11 protein-coding genes and 2 tRNA genes are annotated in these 15,483 nt (G+C 43.9%); 4 read left to right on the top strand and 9 right to left on the bottom strand.

What is annotated here, in order from left to right:
- Positions 1–2: 2 nt before the first annotated feature.
- The 3 genes from ABZA00_RS11680 to ABZA00_RS11670 form a co-directional block, all read right to left on the bottom strand.
- A complete protein-coding gene (locus tag ABZA00_RS11680; RefSeq protein ID WP_372882343.1) occupies positions 3–167 on the bottom strand; it encodes a hypothetical protein in 165 nt (54 codons plus the stop codon).
- 85 nt (positions 168–252) lie between these two features.
- Entirely contained in the window at positions 253–1,014 is a 762-nt protein-coding gene (gene kduD, locus ABZA00_RS11675) for a 2-dehydro-3-deoxy-D-gluconate 5-dehydrogenase KduD (RefSeq protein WP_372882342.1), read from the bottom strand.
- Between the two features lie 150 nt (positions 1,015–1,164).
- Positions 1,165–1,935, bottom strand: a complete 771-nt coding sequence (locus tag ABZA00_RS11670) for an endonuclease (RefSeq protein ID WP_372882341.1) — start codon at positions 1,933–1,935, stop codon at positions 1,165–1,167.
- Between the two features lie 349 nt (positions 1,936–2,284).
- On the opposite strand from ABZA00_RS11670, the gene ABZA00_RS11665 reads away from it, so the two are divergent.
- A complete protein-coding gene (locus tag ABZA00_RS11665; RefSeq protein WP_372882340.1) occupies positions 2,285–6,448 on the top strand; it encodes a hypothetical protein in 4,164 nt (1,387 codons plus the stop codon).
- 116 nt (positions 6,449–6,564) lie between these two features.
- Here ABZA00_RS11665 and ABZA00_RS11660 read toward each other — a convergent pair whose 3' ends face one another.
- The 6 genes from ABZA00_RS11660 to leuS form a co-directional block, all read right to left on the bottom strand.
- Positions 6,565–6,756 (bottom strand): hypothetical protein, encoded by a 192-nt coding sequence (locus tag ABZA00_RS11660; protein ID WP_372882339.1) that lies wholly within the window; start codon positions 6,754–6,756, stop codon positions 6,565–6,567.
- Positions 6,757–6,886: 130 nt separating this feature from the next.
- A complete protein-coding gene (ggt, locus tag ABZA00_RS11655) occupies positions 6,887–8,632 on the bottom strand; it encodes a gamma-glutamyltransferase (protein ID WP_372882338.1) in 1,746 nt (581 codons plus the stop codon).
- A gap of 27 nt (positions 8,633–8,659) precedes the next feature.
- Positions 8,660–9,310 carry a nicotinate-nucleotide adenylyltransferase gene (gene nadD / locus ABZA00_RS11650; protein WP_372882337.1) on the bottom strand — a complete coding sequence of 217 codons (651 nt, stop codon included), beginning with the start codon at positions 9,308–9,310 and terminating at the stop codon, positions 8,660–8,662.
- A 21-nt stretch (positions 9,311–9,331) separates the two neighbouring features.
- On the bottom strand, positions 9,332–10,327 hold the full coding sequence (gene holA, locus ABZA00_RS11645) for a DNA polymerase III subunit delta (RefSeq protein WP_372882336.1): 996 nt from the start codon (positions 10,325–10,327) through the stop codon (positions 9,332–9,334).
- Between the two features lie 3 nt (positions 10,328–10,330).
- A complete protein-coding gene (gene lptE / locus ABZA00_RS11640) occupies positions 10,331–10,846 on the bottom strand; it encodes an LPS assembly lipoprotein LptE (protein ID WP_372882335.1) in 516 nt (171 codons plus the stop codon).
- An 82-nt stretch (positions 10,847–10,928) separates the two neighbouring features.
- Positions 10,929–13,508 (bottom strand): leucine--tRNA ligase, encoded by a 2,580-nt coding sequence (leuS, locus tag ABZA00_RS11635; RefSeq protein WP_372882334.1) that lies wholly within the window; start codon positions 13,506–13,508, stop codon positions 10,929–10,931.
- Positions 13,509–13,765: 257 nt separating this feature from the next.
- Here leuS and ABZA00_RS11630 point away from each other — a divergent pair.
- The 3 genes from ABZA00_RS11630 (at position 13,766) to ABZA00_RS11620 (ending at position 15,005) form a co-directional block, all read left to right on the top strand.
- Positions 13,766–13,856 (top strand) — tRNA-Ser (locus ABZA00_RS11630).
- 302 nt (positions 13,857–14,158) lie between these two features.
- On the top strand, positions 14,159–14,323 hold the full coding sequence (locus tag ABZA00_RS11625) for a hypothetical protein (RefSeq protein ID WP_372882333.1): 165 nt from the start codon (positions 14,159–14,161) through the stop codon (positions 14,321–14,323).
- A gap of 591 nt (positions 14,324–14,914) precedes the next feature.
- Positions 14,915–15,005, top strand: a tRNA-Ser gene (locus ABZA00_RS11620).
- Positions 15,006–15,483: the final 478 nt, after the last annotated feature.

Genomic DNA, 15,483 nt, shown 5'->3' with positions numbered 1-15,483 from the left:
TTTTAGTCTTTGTTATTGATTTGATTCAGAACGTCCTGTTCTTCACCACTTTGTGGCCAGCTAAAGCTGTTCAAAATCGTTCCATACGATTTTGTGTAATTAGAACAACTAGTTACTGCAATCAATGCCTTGCTTTCATCCGTTTTTTCTACGCCTAAATAGATCATCTAATTATCGGAATTGGTATTACTTCCGTCGAAATGTTCGCAAGTACATGCTACCAAATAACATAGCGTTACCTGTCCAGTTTTATCAACGGGCTAACCAGCCACCATCGACTGCTATTGTATGGCCATTGATGTAGCTTGCCGCATTAGATGCTAAAAACACACAAGATCCGGCAACGTCGGCAGGGGTTCCCCAACGCTCTGCCGGAATGCGTTCCAGAATGGCGGAGTTGCGCTCCGCATCTGCGCGAAGCGCTTCGGTATTGTTGGTTTCCATATAACCCGGGGCAATCGCATTGACATTAATATTATGCTTTGCCCATTCATTAGCCATTGCCCGAGTGAGTCCCATCACCGCACTTTTGGACGCGGTGTAGGAGGGGACGCGAACGCCACCCTGGTAAGAGAGCATTGACGCGATATTAATGATCTTACCGCCATGGCCTTGGGCAATAAATTGTTTCGCGACTGCCTGGGAGAAAAAGAACACCGTCTTGCTATTGATGTTCATCACGTCATCCCAATTTTGCTCTGAGAAATCAATAGCGTCTTCGCGACGAATAATACCCGCGTTATTAACCAGAATATCGATTTTTCCAAATTTGATAACGGCTTGATCAATAATATATGGAATATCGTCCAGCTGTGAAAGATTGGCACGCAGATCTAAAAAAGTATGGCCAGCCGCATTCATTTTTTCGATAGTTTCAATGGGTTTTGTGCGGTTTATGCCAACGACTTTACAACCTGCTTGTGCCAGAGCCAATGCCATTCCCTGACCTAAGCCTGTATTACAACCGGTAACAAGGGCTACTTTTCCTTTTAGGTTAAATGAATCCAGTATCATGTTTTTTCCTCAATAATGTCCGATTTGCTGAACGGCTATGTAAAGCGTTTATTCAAAATGCAGAACAACAATAGAGTAAAGTCTTTTAATTTGCATTATTTAATGACATAAGCAGCGGCATTAGTTGATCTCTGCTTTATCAGCCGTGAACTAGTCCTGTTTTATCTGTGCGCATAATTCCTCTACGACAAGGTTTCTGTTTTTCTGCAGTTCACCAATACGTCTAGCTCTGGTGCACTCCCAGGCACTCACTGGGTGTTGAGTTGACCAGGCGATCATCAACTTTCGCTGAGAATTGCTCATTTTGTAGCGGGGGTAGGTTTGTTCCATATATAAATAGGTGCGTGCTATTTGACCTCGAGCTATTTCTGGCGGCTCTGCTTTTCTGTTCTCTATTTTCATTTTGCAACTGCCGAAATCACTTTGTTTACCTGATAACATAGTGAAATTATAATTACTTCTGAGTGCATTGACGGCTCCGATGGCAGGGTATAGGTTGAACATATCTGCCTGCATATGACGGTATTCTGTATTTATTTTTTCAGCACATCTTCGGCCTTTGAAGGTTTTGCCTTTACTGTTTACGCAGGAAGTATTGCCTTCCCGCCACTCAACAAAGGTACGTCCAAAGTTTTCCGCCGGAACCACATGCTCCCACTCGACTTTTTTCGCTCTTTTCTCATACTTGTTGGTATAAAAACCAGCAGGGGCTGTTATCCGTTTTTTGCTGTCAAAAGAAGCGGCACAATAGATTGTTTCTCTGTGGTCAAAGTAAACCTCTTTTTCAAGCATTTTCTTAGCTTTTGAGAAAGAGTCGTTGCTGACGTTACTAACCGCGCTGCTAAAAGAGCTGAAGGCGAGTAATAAAATTAATAACGTTAATCGGAATGGTGAGAATAAAAACACCTTAGTAGTAGCCATGATCACTTCCCTTTGTAATGACAATTCCATGTGACGCTATCATATCAATAACCAGCGCTTTTCTTACTATCTATAATCAATATGTTATTTAGGAGAGGGGGAAACCGGCTGTTCTTAATTTATCGTTTTATTGCTGATCATTTTTCTATCCCGCCGTGCAGTGCTTCGCCGATATAAATTAAGGGCTGGCTCACTTTTACAAGGGTAAAATCAAACAACATTCAAAAATCAACCGGTTATGATCTATTATGTTATCTGGAGTTGCTGATGGGTTGAGGATTCGACTCTGCCAATCCGATCCGGTGATCAAGCGGGAAGGGATTTCCTCTGTAACTAAAAGGAATTTGTGATGTCGTTTACAAGAATAATAATCATGCTGGTGACGCTGCTGGGCTGTTTATTCAGTTTGCCGGGTTCTGCACAACAAGCTGCAATGCAACCCTCATGGGAACAGTGGGTAGCCGAGCGCCATCCGGATTTAAATTGTCCTTTGCAGATTACTACAAATAAAGAAAAGGTCTGCCACTGGCCGGGAGAGTTTACCGGTACAATTGTGGATGACGGTATGCTTTTTGAAATGACGGTACAGGTATTCTCTGCAGATGCTCTGGTTAATTTACCCGGCAGTAAACAAAACTGGCCGAGCGGAATAACGGTTAATCAGCACGGTGCCGCAGTCATTGATCACAACGGCATGCCGAGGGTACACCTTAAGAAAGGTGCCAGCATTATTCGTGGCAAGTTTTTATGGCAGGAGATCCCCTCTGCTATTGCTATGCCTGAAACCATAGGTCTAATAAAAGTATTGCGAAACAATACGCTGCTGTCGACAAGCATCAATAACAATCAGCTTATTTTATCGCCGCACACAAAAACGGTGCAGCTTGATGATAAAAACACACTTAAAGTTCAGGTTTATCGTGCGCTCGAAGACGGAGTGCCTATGCGCTTGACCACAGTCATCAAACTCTTTGTCAGCGGTAAGTCGCGCGAGGTGACGATCGGCAGGGCGGCTATTACAGACAGTAAAACCGTTTATCTGCAGTCGATTCTACCGGCAAGATTGGAAGAGGATGGTATGCTGCGCGTGCAGGTTAGGCCGGGGGTGCATCAGATAACGCTGGGCAGCCGTTTTAGCGATAATCGCACCAGTATCTCAACTGATAAAATTTCTCCCGAATGGCCGCAATATGAGTACCTCTCTTTTATAGCCGATGTCCAGATCAGAGAAGTCAATATCAGTGGTGTGAAAAGCATCGATACTTCGCTGGTGGATGTGCCTGAACAATGGAAATCATACCCGACTTATCGCCTTGAAAGCACCGATACCATGCAGTTACAGATCACGACCCGGGGGGATGGTGCCGCGCATCAGAACAGTATCAATATTGATCGTGAAATCTGGATCTCCTTTGACGGAAAAGATGCGATCTCGAAAGATAACGTTAACGGTAAAATGGAACAGGGATGGCGGTTAGACGCTGCGAAAACGGTCAAATTAGGGCGGGCATCAGTGAGCTCTACCCCGGTATTAATTACCAATTTTGCAGGTAATGAAGGTGTGGAAATACGCAGTCCGCAGATCAATTTACAGGCAGTAAGTTCTATCCCGCAGGTGAATAATATCAATGCAGTGGGCTGGCAGACAGATGCTGAAAAATTGACGGCGAGAATACATCTTCCTCCGGGCTGGCGCGCTGTTTATGCCGACGGTGTTGACGGTATTAGCGGTACCTGGTTTCAGAAGTGGAATTTATGGGATATCTTCTGGTTGATGATCCTGATTGCTGCTGCTAATAACCTGCTTGGTGTGAAAGGAGCGTTATTAATGACGCTGACATTGCTGTTCACTTTCCATGAGGAGCTGGCACCGAATGCTCAGTGGGCGGTGTTACTGGCTTTTATCGCCATTATTAAATTACCAATAGGCAAATACAAAACCCTATTAAGCCGGCTCGCCATACTGCCTGCTGCTATTCTGGTGATTACCTTTATCAGCATTACAATCAGCTCGTTGCGTTTGGCTATCTATCCGACACTGGAAAAACATAGTGTTACAAGCTTATCAACGCTCAGCCGTACAGATTATCAGAAACAAACGCTGGCACCGCTGCAGGAGATGGAGGCGGGTGCTGCGCTGAGATCTGATCAGGAGAGCAAAAGTTATTCCTATGATCAGGTCAGAAAAAAACAGGAAAAAAACTTATATCAGGTGGGAGAGAATGATCGCGTTCAGACGGGGCCGGGTATCCCGACATGGTCCTGGAATACTCTCTATATTAATTCCTCGGGTTTGGTGACAGCAGATCAGAAGATTCGCTTACTGTTATCTTCTCCGCTGTTAACCGCTGCCTGGCGGATAATCAATGTACTGCTGATCGGCCTGATGGGGGCAATGATACTGCAAGCACTGTTTAAGGTTGAAAAACGCCAAAGCGATTACCCTGATGCGCCCGGTGATAATCATAGCAATACCCTGACAGGGCAAAACTCCAAGGTGAATCATCCCGGCTCAACCTTACCGACAATAGTTGCCATGATGGTAGTGCCGATATTAACAGCAGCTTTACAGCTTTCACCCAATAGGGCGAATGCACAGGAACTGCTGCCCGCAGGTCAGGGGTACCCGCCAGAGTATCTGCTTAAAGAGTATGAAAACAGGTTATTAACATCGCCCTACTGCCTGCCGTCCTGCGTATCCTTATATAATGGTCTGCTGGAGGTTAAAGATAACCAGCTGATTCTCAGTTTTGAGGCTTTCGCCGATACCGACATTGCCATGCCGTTACCTTCGGCGGGGGATGCCTGGCTGGCGGAAAAGGTCACTATTGATAATAAGCCTGCGGTGCTCAGGAGCACTCAGGGTCTGTTAACTGTTTTTCTTGCGCAAGGTACGCACACGGTTACCATGCAGGGGCAGGTAAAAAATGCGGAAATCTCCTTTAACCTGCCGCTCAATATCCATAACTTTGAGGTTACCGCGCCATTATGGTTAATTGATGGTGTCCGCCAGGGCGTGGTGGTGAATAACAATATCGGTCTTACCTCAATCCAGGCTCTTTCCCGTGAGGATACCAATACACTGGCACCTCTGCCGGTTAAATCCTATGCAATAGTGCAGCGCAGCATCAATCTTGGCAAAGAGTGGCGAATGCACACCCGGGTAGAAAAGCTGGCACCGGTTACTGATGCCGGATCCTTTAACATTACTTTATTACCGGGTGAACAGATCTTGTCTGCTTACCCGGTTAATGAAAATGGCAGTGTTAATGTACAGATCCCTCAAAACCAGCAGACAATCAGTTGGCAGTCATCACTTCCATTGAGTAAAAGCATTAATCTTCAGGCGGATAATAACCCTGCCTATTCAGAAACCTGGACGGTGATACCTTCCTCTATCTGGCATGTGAAATTTGACGGTATTAAACCGATTAAATCGGATCTCGCCAGCGGACAGCTGCAGCCTACCTGGAAACCGTGGCCGGGAGAGTCGCTGGCTATCGATGTAAGTCGACCTGATGGTGTGGCAGGGGAGGTATTCACCACTGAGATGGCGACGTTGGAGCAACAGTCCGGTAAAAATGTGCAGAAATCCAAACTGACGCTCAATGTCAGAGCCAGTCAAAGCGCTGCTTACGAAATTATTCTGGCCGAAGGAGCACAAATTAATTCGTTAATGCATGACAGCAATAAGATGAGCATTAACCCTGATAATATTGCCGTTGTGCAGCTTCATCCCGGTGAGCAGCAGATTATGCTGGAATTTGAAAAACGGGCTGAATTAACCTGGCGTAACAGCAGTGCGGATATAAAACTACCGGGTAAAACCGTTAATATTAATATTGAGTATCACCTGCTTCGGGATCGCTGGTTAATCTACCTTAACGGCCCTGCGCTTGGTGCGGCAATGTTATATTGGGGGGTATTGTTTGTTATTTTAATCGGTGCGCTGGTGCTGCCGGTTATTGCCCGCAGGCTGCAGCTTAAGATGCCGATTGGCACTCCGGGATGGCTGTTATTAGGCCTGGGCTTTTCAACGGTGAACAGTTACGGTGTTCTACTTACCGCGCTGTTCTTTTTTGTGATGGCCTTTCGTAACCAGCATGTTCAGTCGGCCTCAATGAGCCGCTGGAAATTCAATTTTCTGCAGCTCTCTATTCTGCTGCTGACTGTTATCTCGGTTATTTCTCTGATTGTATCTATTCCGGTTGGTCTGTTATCAACACCGGAGATGCAGGTGACGGGCAGCGGCAGTTACGGACACTTTTTCAAATACTTCCAGGATAAAATAACAACAGGGCAGTTGCCGACCGTTACCGTATATAGCCTGCCTATCTGGTTTTATCGGATAGTGATGCTGGCCTGGTCTTTATGGGTTGCAACCCGGTTAATCGGGTGGGGGAAATGGTGGTTTGAGAGTTACTCCCGCCACGGCGCGTGGATACCCAAACCGCAAAAAGTGGATCCCGAACAAGAGAAAACTGCGAAAGTAACTAACAAACTTAAAAACTAATCGGCTGGTGGATTATTAATCGGTCAGACAGAAACAGGTTGTAAATGATAATGTTACAGCCTGTTAGCTTTGCGATAAGTGGTGAACTTTTATCAAGTCAGATGAATCAGGCAAATTTAATGTTTTCGTTTAGCTACAAATGCCAGCGGCCAGGTGAGCATCCAGATTAAGGTAGCGGATAATCTTTTTAAAGGTTCATTGCTGCTGGTCCAAAGGGGCTTCTGTTCAATGGGTTTGGCGTTTAACTTGAGTGCGTATAACAAACCAATGATTAAATAGATGCTTGCCAGGTAGGTGATAATTAACATTTTTGCTCCAATGAGTATAAAAATTGTTATATTACTATTTTATGAACTTTATAAACGATTCAGTTTTCTCTGTGCCTCAAAAAAGCGTTGTAAAAATAACAGTAACAACAGACTCATAGTCGAATAGCTATTAATACCCTTTGCTAAGTGCGTTCGCTTTTCTCGGATCAGAAGCGCCGTAAAGACCCTGTTCATTTTTTAAGATGCTTTGGGTACTGCCCATAGCGGACTGAACTTTAACCTTATGACCTTTGTCCTGCAGTAAATTAATAGTATCTGTATTCAAACCTTTTTCCACCCGGATATAATCCGGTAACCACTGATGGTGAATACGCGGCGCGGCAGAAGCGTCGGCTATATTCATCTTATAATCGAGTACATTTAAAATAACCTGTAATGTGGTGGAGATAATACGTGAACCGCCCGGGGTGCCGGTCACTAAAAATGGCTGATCATCTTTAAGTACAATGGTCGGGCTCATGGAGCTAAGCGGGCGTTTATTCGCAGCAATGGCATTTGCCTCACCGCCGATTAACCCGTAACTGTTTGCTTCTCCGGGTTTGGCTGAAAAATCGTCCATCTCGTTATTAAGTAATATCCCCGTCCCCTCGGCAACAAGTCCTGAGCCATAACTAAAGTTAAGCGTGTAGGTATTTGCAACGGCATTGCCCCATTTATCCATAATACTGAAATGAGTGGTTTCATTACTTTCATAGGGAGTCAGTTTCCCCGGCATTACTTCACTGCTTAAAGAGGCTTTATTGAGATCAATTTGTTTCACCAGATGCTGAGCATAATTTTTACCTGTTAAAGCCTGCACGGGCACGTCTACAAAATCACTATCACCAAGGTATAGGCTGCGATCAGCATAAGCGCGGCGCATGGCTTCAACCATAACATGAATTGTTGCCGCACTGTTGTGTCCCATCCTGTCCAGCGGATAAGTCTCCAGCATATTCAGCATTTGAATAATGTGCACACCACCCGAGGAGGGTGGTGGCATGGAAATAACATCATACCCCCGGTAGGTTCCGGTGACGGGCTGACGTTCAACCGCCTGATAATTGTTCAGATCTGCTACGCTCATAATACCGCCAGCCTGTGCCACTGAGTCGGCAATCTGCTGCGCGGTATATCCCTGATAAAATCCGGCTACACCTTGCTGCGAAATACGCTTTAGGCTGTTAGCCAAATCCTTTTGCTGCAGTATTTCACCTGCCTGGTAAGGGCTGCCGTCATGTTTATAAAATATTTTTTTTGTACTTTCCCACTTGCTGAGGCGTTTCTGCAGTGCTTTTAGCGAGTTTGCTAAATCCGGTGTTACTGTTATCCCCTCAGCGGCGAGTTTTATTGCCGGGGCCAGTAAAGCCGCCCGGCTCATACTCGCGTATTTTTCTCTTGCTAATTCCAGTCCCATTACGGTGCCCGGCGTACCCACCGCAAGGCCGTGATAACGGGAGAGAGAGTTGATAACATTACCCGATTTATCTAAATACATATCCGCTGTCGCTTTTGCCGGTGCTTTTTCACGATAGTCCAGAGCAACGGTCTGTTTTTTTTCTGCTAAATAAAGCAGCATAAAACCACCGCCTCCCAGATTACCGGCACGGGGCAGGGTGACCGCCAGTGCGTAACCGACCGCGATAGCGGCATCAACGGCATTCCCGCCCTGCTTAAGAATATCAACACCTATCTGAGTTGCGAGTGCCTCCTGCGTAGCGACCATGCCATTTGCGGCCCAAACGGGATGATGAATATCCATCTGGCTGTAAATGGCTTGCTGCTCAGGTTTTACTGCTGGGATGGCAGAATCACTGCTGACAACGGGAACAAATAGAAACAGGAAGAGTAAGAGCGTCTTTTTGATAAATAACATAAAGCCCCCTAAAAAATGAATTTGAGGTTACTTAGTTTGGTATAAATGATGCTCTTTAATGTAGTCGATAACCGCTTCCGGGGTTAAAAAGTCAATACTGATATTGTGCTTTAACAATTCACGTATTTCAGTTGATGAAATAGCTAACTGGCTGGTGGTCTGAAAGTATATTTTACCGCATTGCAGGTTATGCAAATCGTGTTGATCCGTGGTTTGGTGTTGTTTTACCAGCGTTTCGACCTTTTTATTAAATTTGCATTGCCAGCCCGGGCGATGGCTGATCACCAAATGGCAGTAGGAAAGAATGTTTTGCCACTCATACCAGCTGTCAAAATTAGTTAATGAGTCCATTCCCATAATAAAACAGATTGGGGTATCCGGATATTCCGCTTTTAACTCTTTTAATGTATCGATAGTGTAACTGGGCTGGTGTCGCTGCAATTCACGTTTATCAATGGCCATTCTGCTTTGCGAGCTGATTGCTAACTCGACCATTTTGCAGCGTTGTTTTGCACTGCCGTGGCTCTTCGACTTATGCGGAGCGATATGGTTAGGCATAATAAAAAGTTGCTTGAGAGAAATGGCTTCGCTGATTTCCAGCGCCGGACGCAAATGACCAAAATGAATGGGATCAAAAGTGCCTCCTAAAAAACCGATGGCCTGTTGTTGAATATCCATGTGTGTCATTGTCCTTTCATATTAGAAAAAAGAAAAAGTAATGTCGTTGAGTTTTAACCAGTCTGAATCGCTATTATCTACTTTAATAGAAATTTCGAATTCTGCACACTGAATCACCATTTTTTCCAGCCTGCTGATATCCAACCGTGCCAGTGCCGTGCTGAGCAATTGCTGTTTTGCAGGCCAAAGCTTAGGCTGCTGTTGGCTTAATAATTTTGCCAGTGGAGTATGTTGGCGTTGATAGGCAAGTTTAAGCAGTTTTTGAATTTCGCTGTTCAGGGTTGCACTGAGTAATAATAGTTCAGTACCTTCGGCCTTCAGCTGTTTTAAAATACGTGCGCAGCGCGTCTGCTCACCCGCCAGCAGGCTGTCAACCCATTGAAAAAGGGTAAAATGATTGTGAGTAGTGATGCTTTGCTCAACCTGGCGCAGGGTTAAATGCTGTTTTGGGTATAACAAAGCCAGCTTTTCAAACTCTTGTTTAGCCGCTAATAAGTTCCCTTCAAAATGCACACAAAGATAATCAATAACATCTTTATCTGCTTGTAAATTAAGGGCTTTTAGGCGCTGAAAAATCCACTGGGGAAAACGATGGGCAAGGGGCAGGTTTGCTGTGACAAATATGCCCTGCTGCTCTAGCGTCTTGAACCAAACGTTGTTCATCTGTTGGTTAGTGAGTTTGGGGCCTTGTAAAATCAACAGGATATCGGGGTGCAATAGCGCTGTAATTTCGCGGATGAAAGCGCTATTGTCCTTGTTTGTTTTACTTAATGTTAACTGTATTATTTTTTTTTCAGAGAAAAGGGAAAGACTTTGAAAGTGAGAAAAAATAAGATCACTTTCAAATTTACCATCAAGGGTAAAACTTAATTTTTCCAGATAACCCTGATTTTTTGCGGCCTTTGTTACCTGCTCAAGGGCCTCTAGACAAAGCAGGGGTTCATCACCAAAAATCAGACAGCAGGGGGGGATTTTTTGCTTAAGGTGCTGCTGTAATTGTTCAGGGTAAATACGCATCTGTTAGAGTTTGTTTTCGATGCTGAGCATAGTGGAAATAATCTGATCAGCAGCAATGCTGCGCAGTTCTTTGGTTAATATCTCCTCTTCACGGGATTTTGCCAGCGCTTGTGAAGCATTTTCAATAAAGTCACGGTACAGGTTTACCGAAAAATTCTGCGTTTTGTAACCGGGAGATGAGAGTGAGTAATCAACATTATAACTCATCTCTTTTTCCGCGTTCTGTGCATTCACATAAAGCGAAATAATACGCGATGAGCGCCGTTCCTTATCGACTTTTAATGTTGCGACATCGGCTTCCGGCTGATTAATAATTTCAATACCTGCGCCACGCAGACGTAGTTTAATAAAGCGCGTCAATTCACTGTTTGAATTGCTACTCTGCAGGTAAATTTTGGGGTACTTTTCAATAAGACCGTTAGTGTCTTTGAGATGAAAGCCGCAACCGCTGAGCGCTACAACAGAAAATAAAACCAGGGTTATCTGGATGTAAAAAGCTTTGACTGATCTGGACTGCATAATAAGCCTTTTATTAAGTGGCTGTGGGGCTGCCGGCAGATTTTCATTTCTCTCAAACCGGCAACCGATAGGGGTATTACTGTTAGTTAGCTACTATATTCAATAGCTTACCAGGAACAAAAATGATTTTACGAATGGTTTTTCCATCAGTAAATTTACTTACATTTTCTTCTTCCAGTGCCAGAGCCTGTACCGCTTCCTGCTGAGCATCTGCCGCGACAGTCAACTTAGCACGTAACTTACCGTTTACCTGGACAACGATTAATTTTGAATCTTCAACCAATGCGCTTTGATCAACTTCCGGCCACGGAGCGTTTAATATCTCGTCCTGTTGCCCTAATGCCAGATATAACTCAGCACAGATATGCGGCGTAATAGGAGAAAGCAGTTTAACCGTTGCGACTAATGCTTCCTGTAAAATGGCGCGGTCCTGCTCTGTTTCAGTCGGTGCTTTGGTCAATTTATTCATTAACTCCATGACTGCTGCAATGGCAGTATTGAAAGTTTGACGGCGACCGATATCATCGCTGACTTTGGCAATGGTTTTATGCAGTTCACGACGCAGTGTTTTTTGCTCGTCTGCATGAGATTTAAGATCTAAATCAGCAACGGAGCCTAAAGCCACATGATCAAATGCAACTTTCCATAAACGTTTTAAGAAACGCAGTGAACCTTCCAATGCAGAATCTGACCATTCCAGCGTTTGATCCGCTGGCGCGGCGAACATCATAAATAAACGCACACTATCAGCGCCGTATTTATCAATCATAACCTGCGGATCGATACCGTTATTTTTAGACTTGGACATTTTGCTCATGCCGTCATAAATAACTTCCCGGCCGTCTTTGGTTTTAGCTGCGATGACTTTGCCTTTAGCATCAGTTTCAGTGATAACATCATTTGGTGAAACCCAAACTTTACCACCTTTCTCATCTTCATAATAATAAGCATCTGCTAATACCATACCCTGAGTGAGCAGTTTCTTATAAGGTTCGTCACAGTTAACCAAACCAAAATCACGCAATAATTTATGGAAAAAGCGTGAGTATAAAAGGTGCAGTATTGCATGCTCAATACCACCGATATATTGATCCACCGGCAGCCAGTAGTTTGCCTTTTCAGGATCCAGCATTTGATCGTCACTTTGCGGTGAACAGTAACGTGCGTAATACCAGCTTGATTCCATAAAGGTATCAAAAGTATCGGTTTCATGGAGTGCAGGCTGACCGTTATAAGTGGTTTTTGCCCACTCCGGATCCGCTTTAATTGGTGAGATAATACCGTTCATCTGCACATCTTCCGGCAGTACTACAGGCAATTGATCTTCCGGTACCGGTACAACAGAGCCATCTTCCAGATTTAACATTGGAATCGGAGCGCCCCAGTAACGTTGACGGGAAACACCCCAGTCACGTAAACGGAAGTTAACCTGACGTTTACCTTTATTCTCGGCAACCAGTTTTGCTTCAACTGCATCAAAGGCTGCAGTAAAATCTAAACCGTCAAAATCGCCGGAATTAAAGCAGACCCCTTTTTCAGTGAATGCTTCTGTAGATATATCAACCTCACAATCAGCCGGTTTGATAACCGCTTTAATGTCCAGGCCGTATTCTTTAGCAAACTCATAATCACGCTGATCATGTGCCGGTACCGACATAACCGCACCAGAGCCATAACCCATCAGTACAAAGTTAGCGGTCCAGATTGGCACTTCTTCACCGGTAATAGGGTGGATAGCTTTAAGCCCGGTATCAACACCTTCTTTATCCATGGTGGCAAGTTCAGCTTCAGCTAATTTAACGTTTTTGCATTTTTCGCAGAATGCAGCAAGTGTCGGATTATTTTTAGCAGCTGCAAGCGCTAAAGGATGTTGCGCGGCAACGGCAACATAAGTCACCCCCATTACCGTATCAGGGCGGGTTGTGTAAACAGAGAATGTTTCTTCGCTACCGCTTACTTTAAAGTCCATCTCGATCCCTTCAGAGCGGCCAATCCAGTTACGCTGCATAGTGCGAACCTGTTCAGGCCATTCTTCAAGCTGATCTAAATCATCCAGCAGCTCTTGTGCATAAGCAGAGATTTTAATAAACCACTGCGGGATCTCTTTTTGTTCTACCAGTGCGCCGGAGCGCCAGCCGCGCCCGTCAATGACCTGCTCGTTAGCCAGTACGGTCTGGTCAACCGGATCCCAGTTAACCGTGGCCATTTTTTTGTAAACTAACTCTTTTTCAACCAGTTTAGTGAAGAACCACTGTTCCCAGCGGTAATACTCCGGTTGGCAGGTTGCCAGTTCGCGGCTCCAGTCGTAGCCAAACCCTAACTGTTTCAGCTGGGTTTTCATATATTCAATATTTTCGTAGGTCCAGCCGGCAGGAGCAGTATTGTTTTTAATCGCAGCATTTTCCGCCGGCAGACCAAATGCATCCCAACCCATAGGCTGCATTACATTTTTACCCTGCATTCGTTGATAGCGGGAAACCACATCACCGATAGTGTAATTACGTACATGACCCATGTGTAATTTTCCACTTGGGTAGGGAAACATTGATAGGCAGTAATATTTTTCTTTGGATGGATCTTCTGTTGTTTTAAAAGATTGTTTTTCGTCCCATAAGTTTTGGAATTTGTTTTCAATCGTTTTAGGGTTATATAACTCTTGCATCTTAATTCTGCCCAGCAATAATAAATGAATTACTGACTCAAGTAATTTGAGCCTCAATAGGGCGTAAGGATACAGGAGCAAAGACTTAGCAACAATAACTATGAGAAAGAAGGCCGTTTTTTTGAAGTTTAAGAAGCCATTTTAAGCTTTTCGTGGTGTTTATTTGCCCACTTTGTTGCAATTGTGAGCGAACAGTTTGATTTGTTATTTTAAGCTTTGCAACTTGCAACGATAGTCTGTACTATTTTTGTCGTTCCGGAGGGGTGGCAGAGCGGCTTAATGCACTGGTCTTGAAAACCAGCGAGGGTTAATAGCTCTCCGAGAGTTCAAATCTCTCCTCCTCCGCCATATCAAGAAAAAACCCACTGCCTGCAGTGGGTTTTTTCGTTTTTACAGCAAAGAAAACTTTATTCTATCTATTTTAAGCGCAATCCATTACCTTGGTAGATATACCCAAGCTGCTTGAAGATGCAAGAATCAGCAAGTTGATAGGTGACTATATTCAATGCATTAAGTTGAAGGTTTAGTCATTCTAAATCAATGCTTCATAACGCAGAAAATGGTTGCCTCTCACCTTGCCCTACGGGGGATTCGCTCAAAAGCCAGCTCTGTGTTATACCAATCTAAGTAATACCAATTCCGTTAATTAGATGATCTATTTAGGCGTAGGAAAAATGGATGAAAGCAAGGCATTGATTGCAGTAACGAGTTGTTCTAATTGCATAAAATCGTATGGAACGATTTTGAACAGCTTTAGCTGGCCACAAAGTGGTGAAGAACAGGACGTTCTGAATCAAATCAATAACAAAGACTAAAACGTAGTTTTATGTCTAGCTAGTATTCATTTTAACAAGCATAAATGAATAGATAATTATCGGATTTGGTATAAGTAAATGGTCCAACATTGCGCAGCTAAAAATAATGAGAACAAGGCGTTTGATTGAGCAATAGCAGGCTATTGGGATTGAAAACAACGCAGTTATCGTTAATTTTAACCAGCAAGATAGATTAGATAGTTACTTAGGTTGGTATTACAACACTTGAAAAGAGAATAACCATTCTCTGCATGCTGTGCCTTGATCTGGCATCTGAGCGAACCTCTGAATTTGCATTTTCAAGTAGTTTGGGGATAAGTCCATTTAAATAGTTTTGCCAACTTCTCGTTATCGTTAATAGAGCGAACTACACCCTTCCACAACTCATCTTCTTCTATATTTCAATCACACATTCAATTTGATAAGCACTAATATTTGCTGCTTTTTCAGCTGCCTCATTAGATTGGCATTAAAGTCAGTCAATTCTGACTGTTGTTTATTCACTTTGTTGTTTTTGTAGGCGAACGGTCTGTTTTTGCTATTTTATGCTTTACAAGCTAAGCCGATAGTCTGTATTATCGCCCCCGTTCCGGAGGGGTGGCAGAGCGGCTTAATGCACTGGTCTTGAAAACCAGCGAGGGTTAATAGCTCTCCGAGAGTTCAAATCTCTCCTCCTCCGCCATATCACGAAAAAACCCACTGCCTGCAGTGGGTTTTTTCGTTTCTAAGCTTCCTCTTTTTAGCACTCTATTTCCAACGCGATGTAAACCTTGTTGTACATAAATATATTTTTTTGTATGTTATGTGGCGAAACTACGGCAAAATACAAATTCTTGCATCTTGCTGCGGTTTAGAGATGGCTATGTGTTTTTGATTACGTTATTGTATTTACTTCTAATATCATAAGCCCTAGGGTCTGTTGATCTTTCGAGATTGTTTTTGCAGCAGTTTGTTGGTTCTTTATACAAGGCAGAGCCTGTGTAGTGTAGTTATTCTACATGAACAGGCGATAACGCAGGAGAAAGAACCAACAAGCGCTGCCCGAAGGGGTCGGCTAAAAGCGTTTTACTCTTTGTTGCGAGGTATTTACTTAGAATGACTAAGCTACACACCTCGCGTCGCGATTAAAACGCTTTTATCTCGAACAAAAATTAACCGCG

Source organism: Psychromonas sp. (assembly GCF_041586535.1).
Lineage (GTDB): Bacteria > Pseudomonadota > Gammaproteobacteria > Enterobacterales > Psychromonadaceae > Psychromonas.
Note: the sequence above shows the minus strand (reverse complement) of the source record. Positions and strands in the feature narration are given on the sequence as shown.

Bases quoted from the DNA above. Each gene is read 5' to 3' on its own strand.
- ABZA00_RS11680 (WP_372882343.1), bottom strand. From the start codon at position 167: ATGATCTATTTAGGCGTAGAAAAAACGGATGAAAGCAAGGCATTGATT.
- kduD (WP_372882342.1), bottom strand. From the start codon at position 1,014: ATGATACTGGATTCATTTAACCTAAAAGGAAAAGTAGCCCTTGTTACC.
- ABZA00_RS11670 (WP_372882341.1), bottom strand. From the start codon at position 1,935: ATGGCTACTACTAAGGTGTTTTTATTCTCACCATTCCGATTAACGTTA.
- ABZA00_RS11665 (WP_372882340.1), top strand. From the start codon at position 2,285: ATGTCGTTTACAAGAATAATAATCATGCTGGTGACGCTGCTGGGCTGT.
- ABZA00_RS11660 (WP_372882339.1), bottom strand. From the start codon at position 6,756: ATGTTAATTATCACCTACCTGGCAAGCATCTATTTAATCATTGGTTTG.
- ggt (WP_372882338.1), bottom strand. From the start codon at position 8,632: ATGTTATTTATCAAAAAGACGCTCTTACTCTTCCTGTTTCTATTTGTT.
- nadD (WP_372882337.1), bottom strand. From the start codon at position 9,310: ATGGATATTCAACAACAGGCCATCGGTTTTTTAGGAGGCACTTTTGAT.
- holA (WP_372882336.1), bottom strand. From the start codon at position 10,327: ATGCGTATTTACCCTGAACAATTACAGCAGCACCTTAAGCAAAAAATC.
- lptE (WP_372882335.1), bottom strand. From the start codon at position 10,846: ATGCAGTCCAGATCAGTCAAAGCTTTTTACATCCAGATAACCCTGGTT.
- leuS (WP_372882334.1), bottom strand. From the start codon at position 13,508: ATGCAAGAGTTATATAACCCTAAAACGATTGAAAACAAATTCCAAAAC.
- ABZA00_RS11625 (WP_372882333.1), top strand. From the start codon at position 14,159: ATGATCTATTTAGGCGTAGGAAAAATGGATGAAAGCAAGGCATTGATT.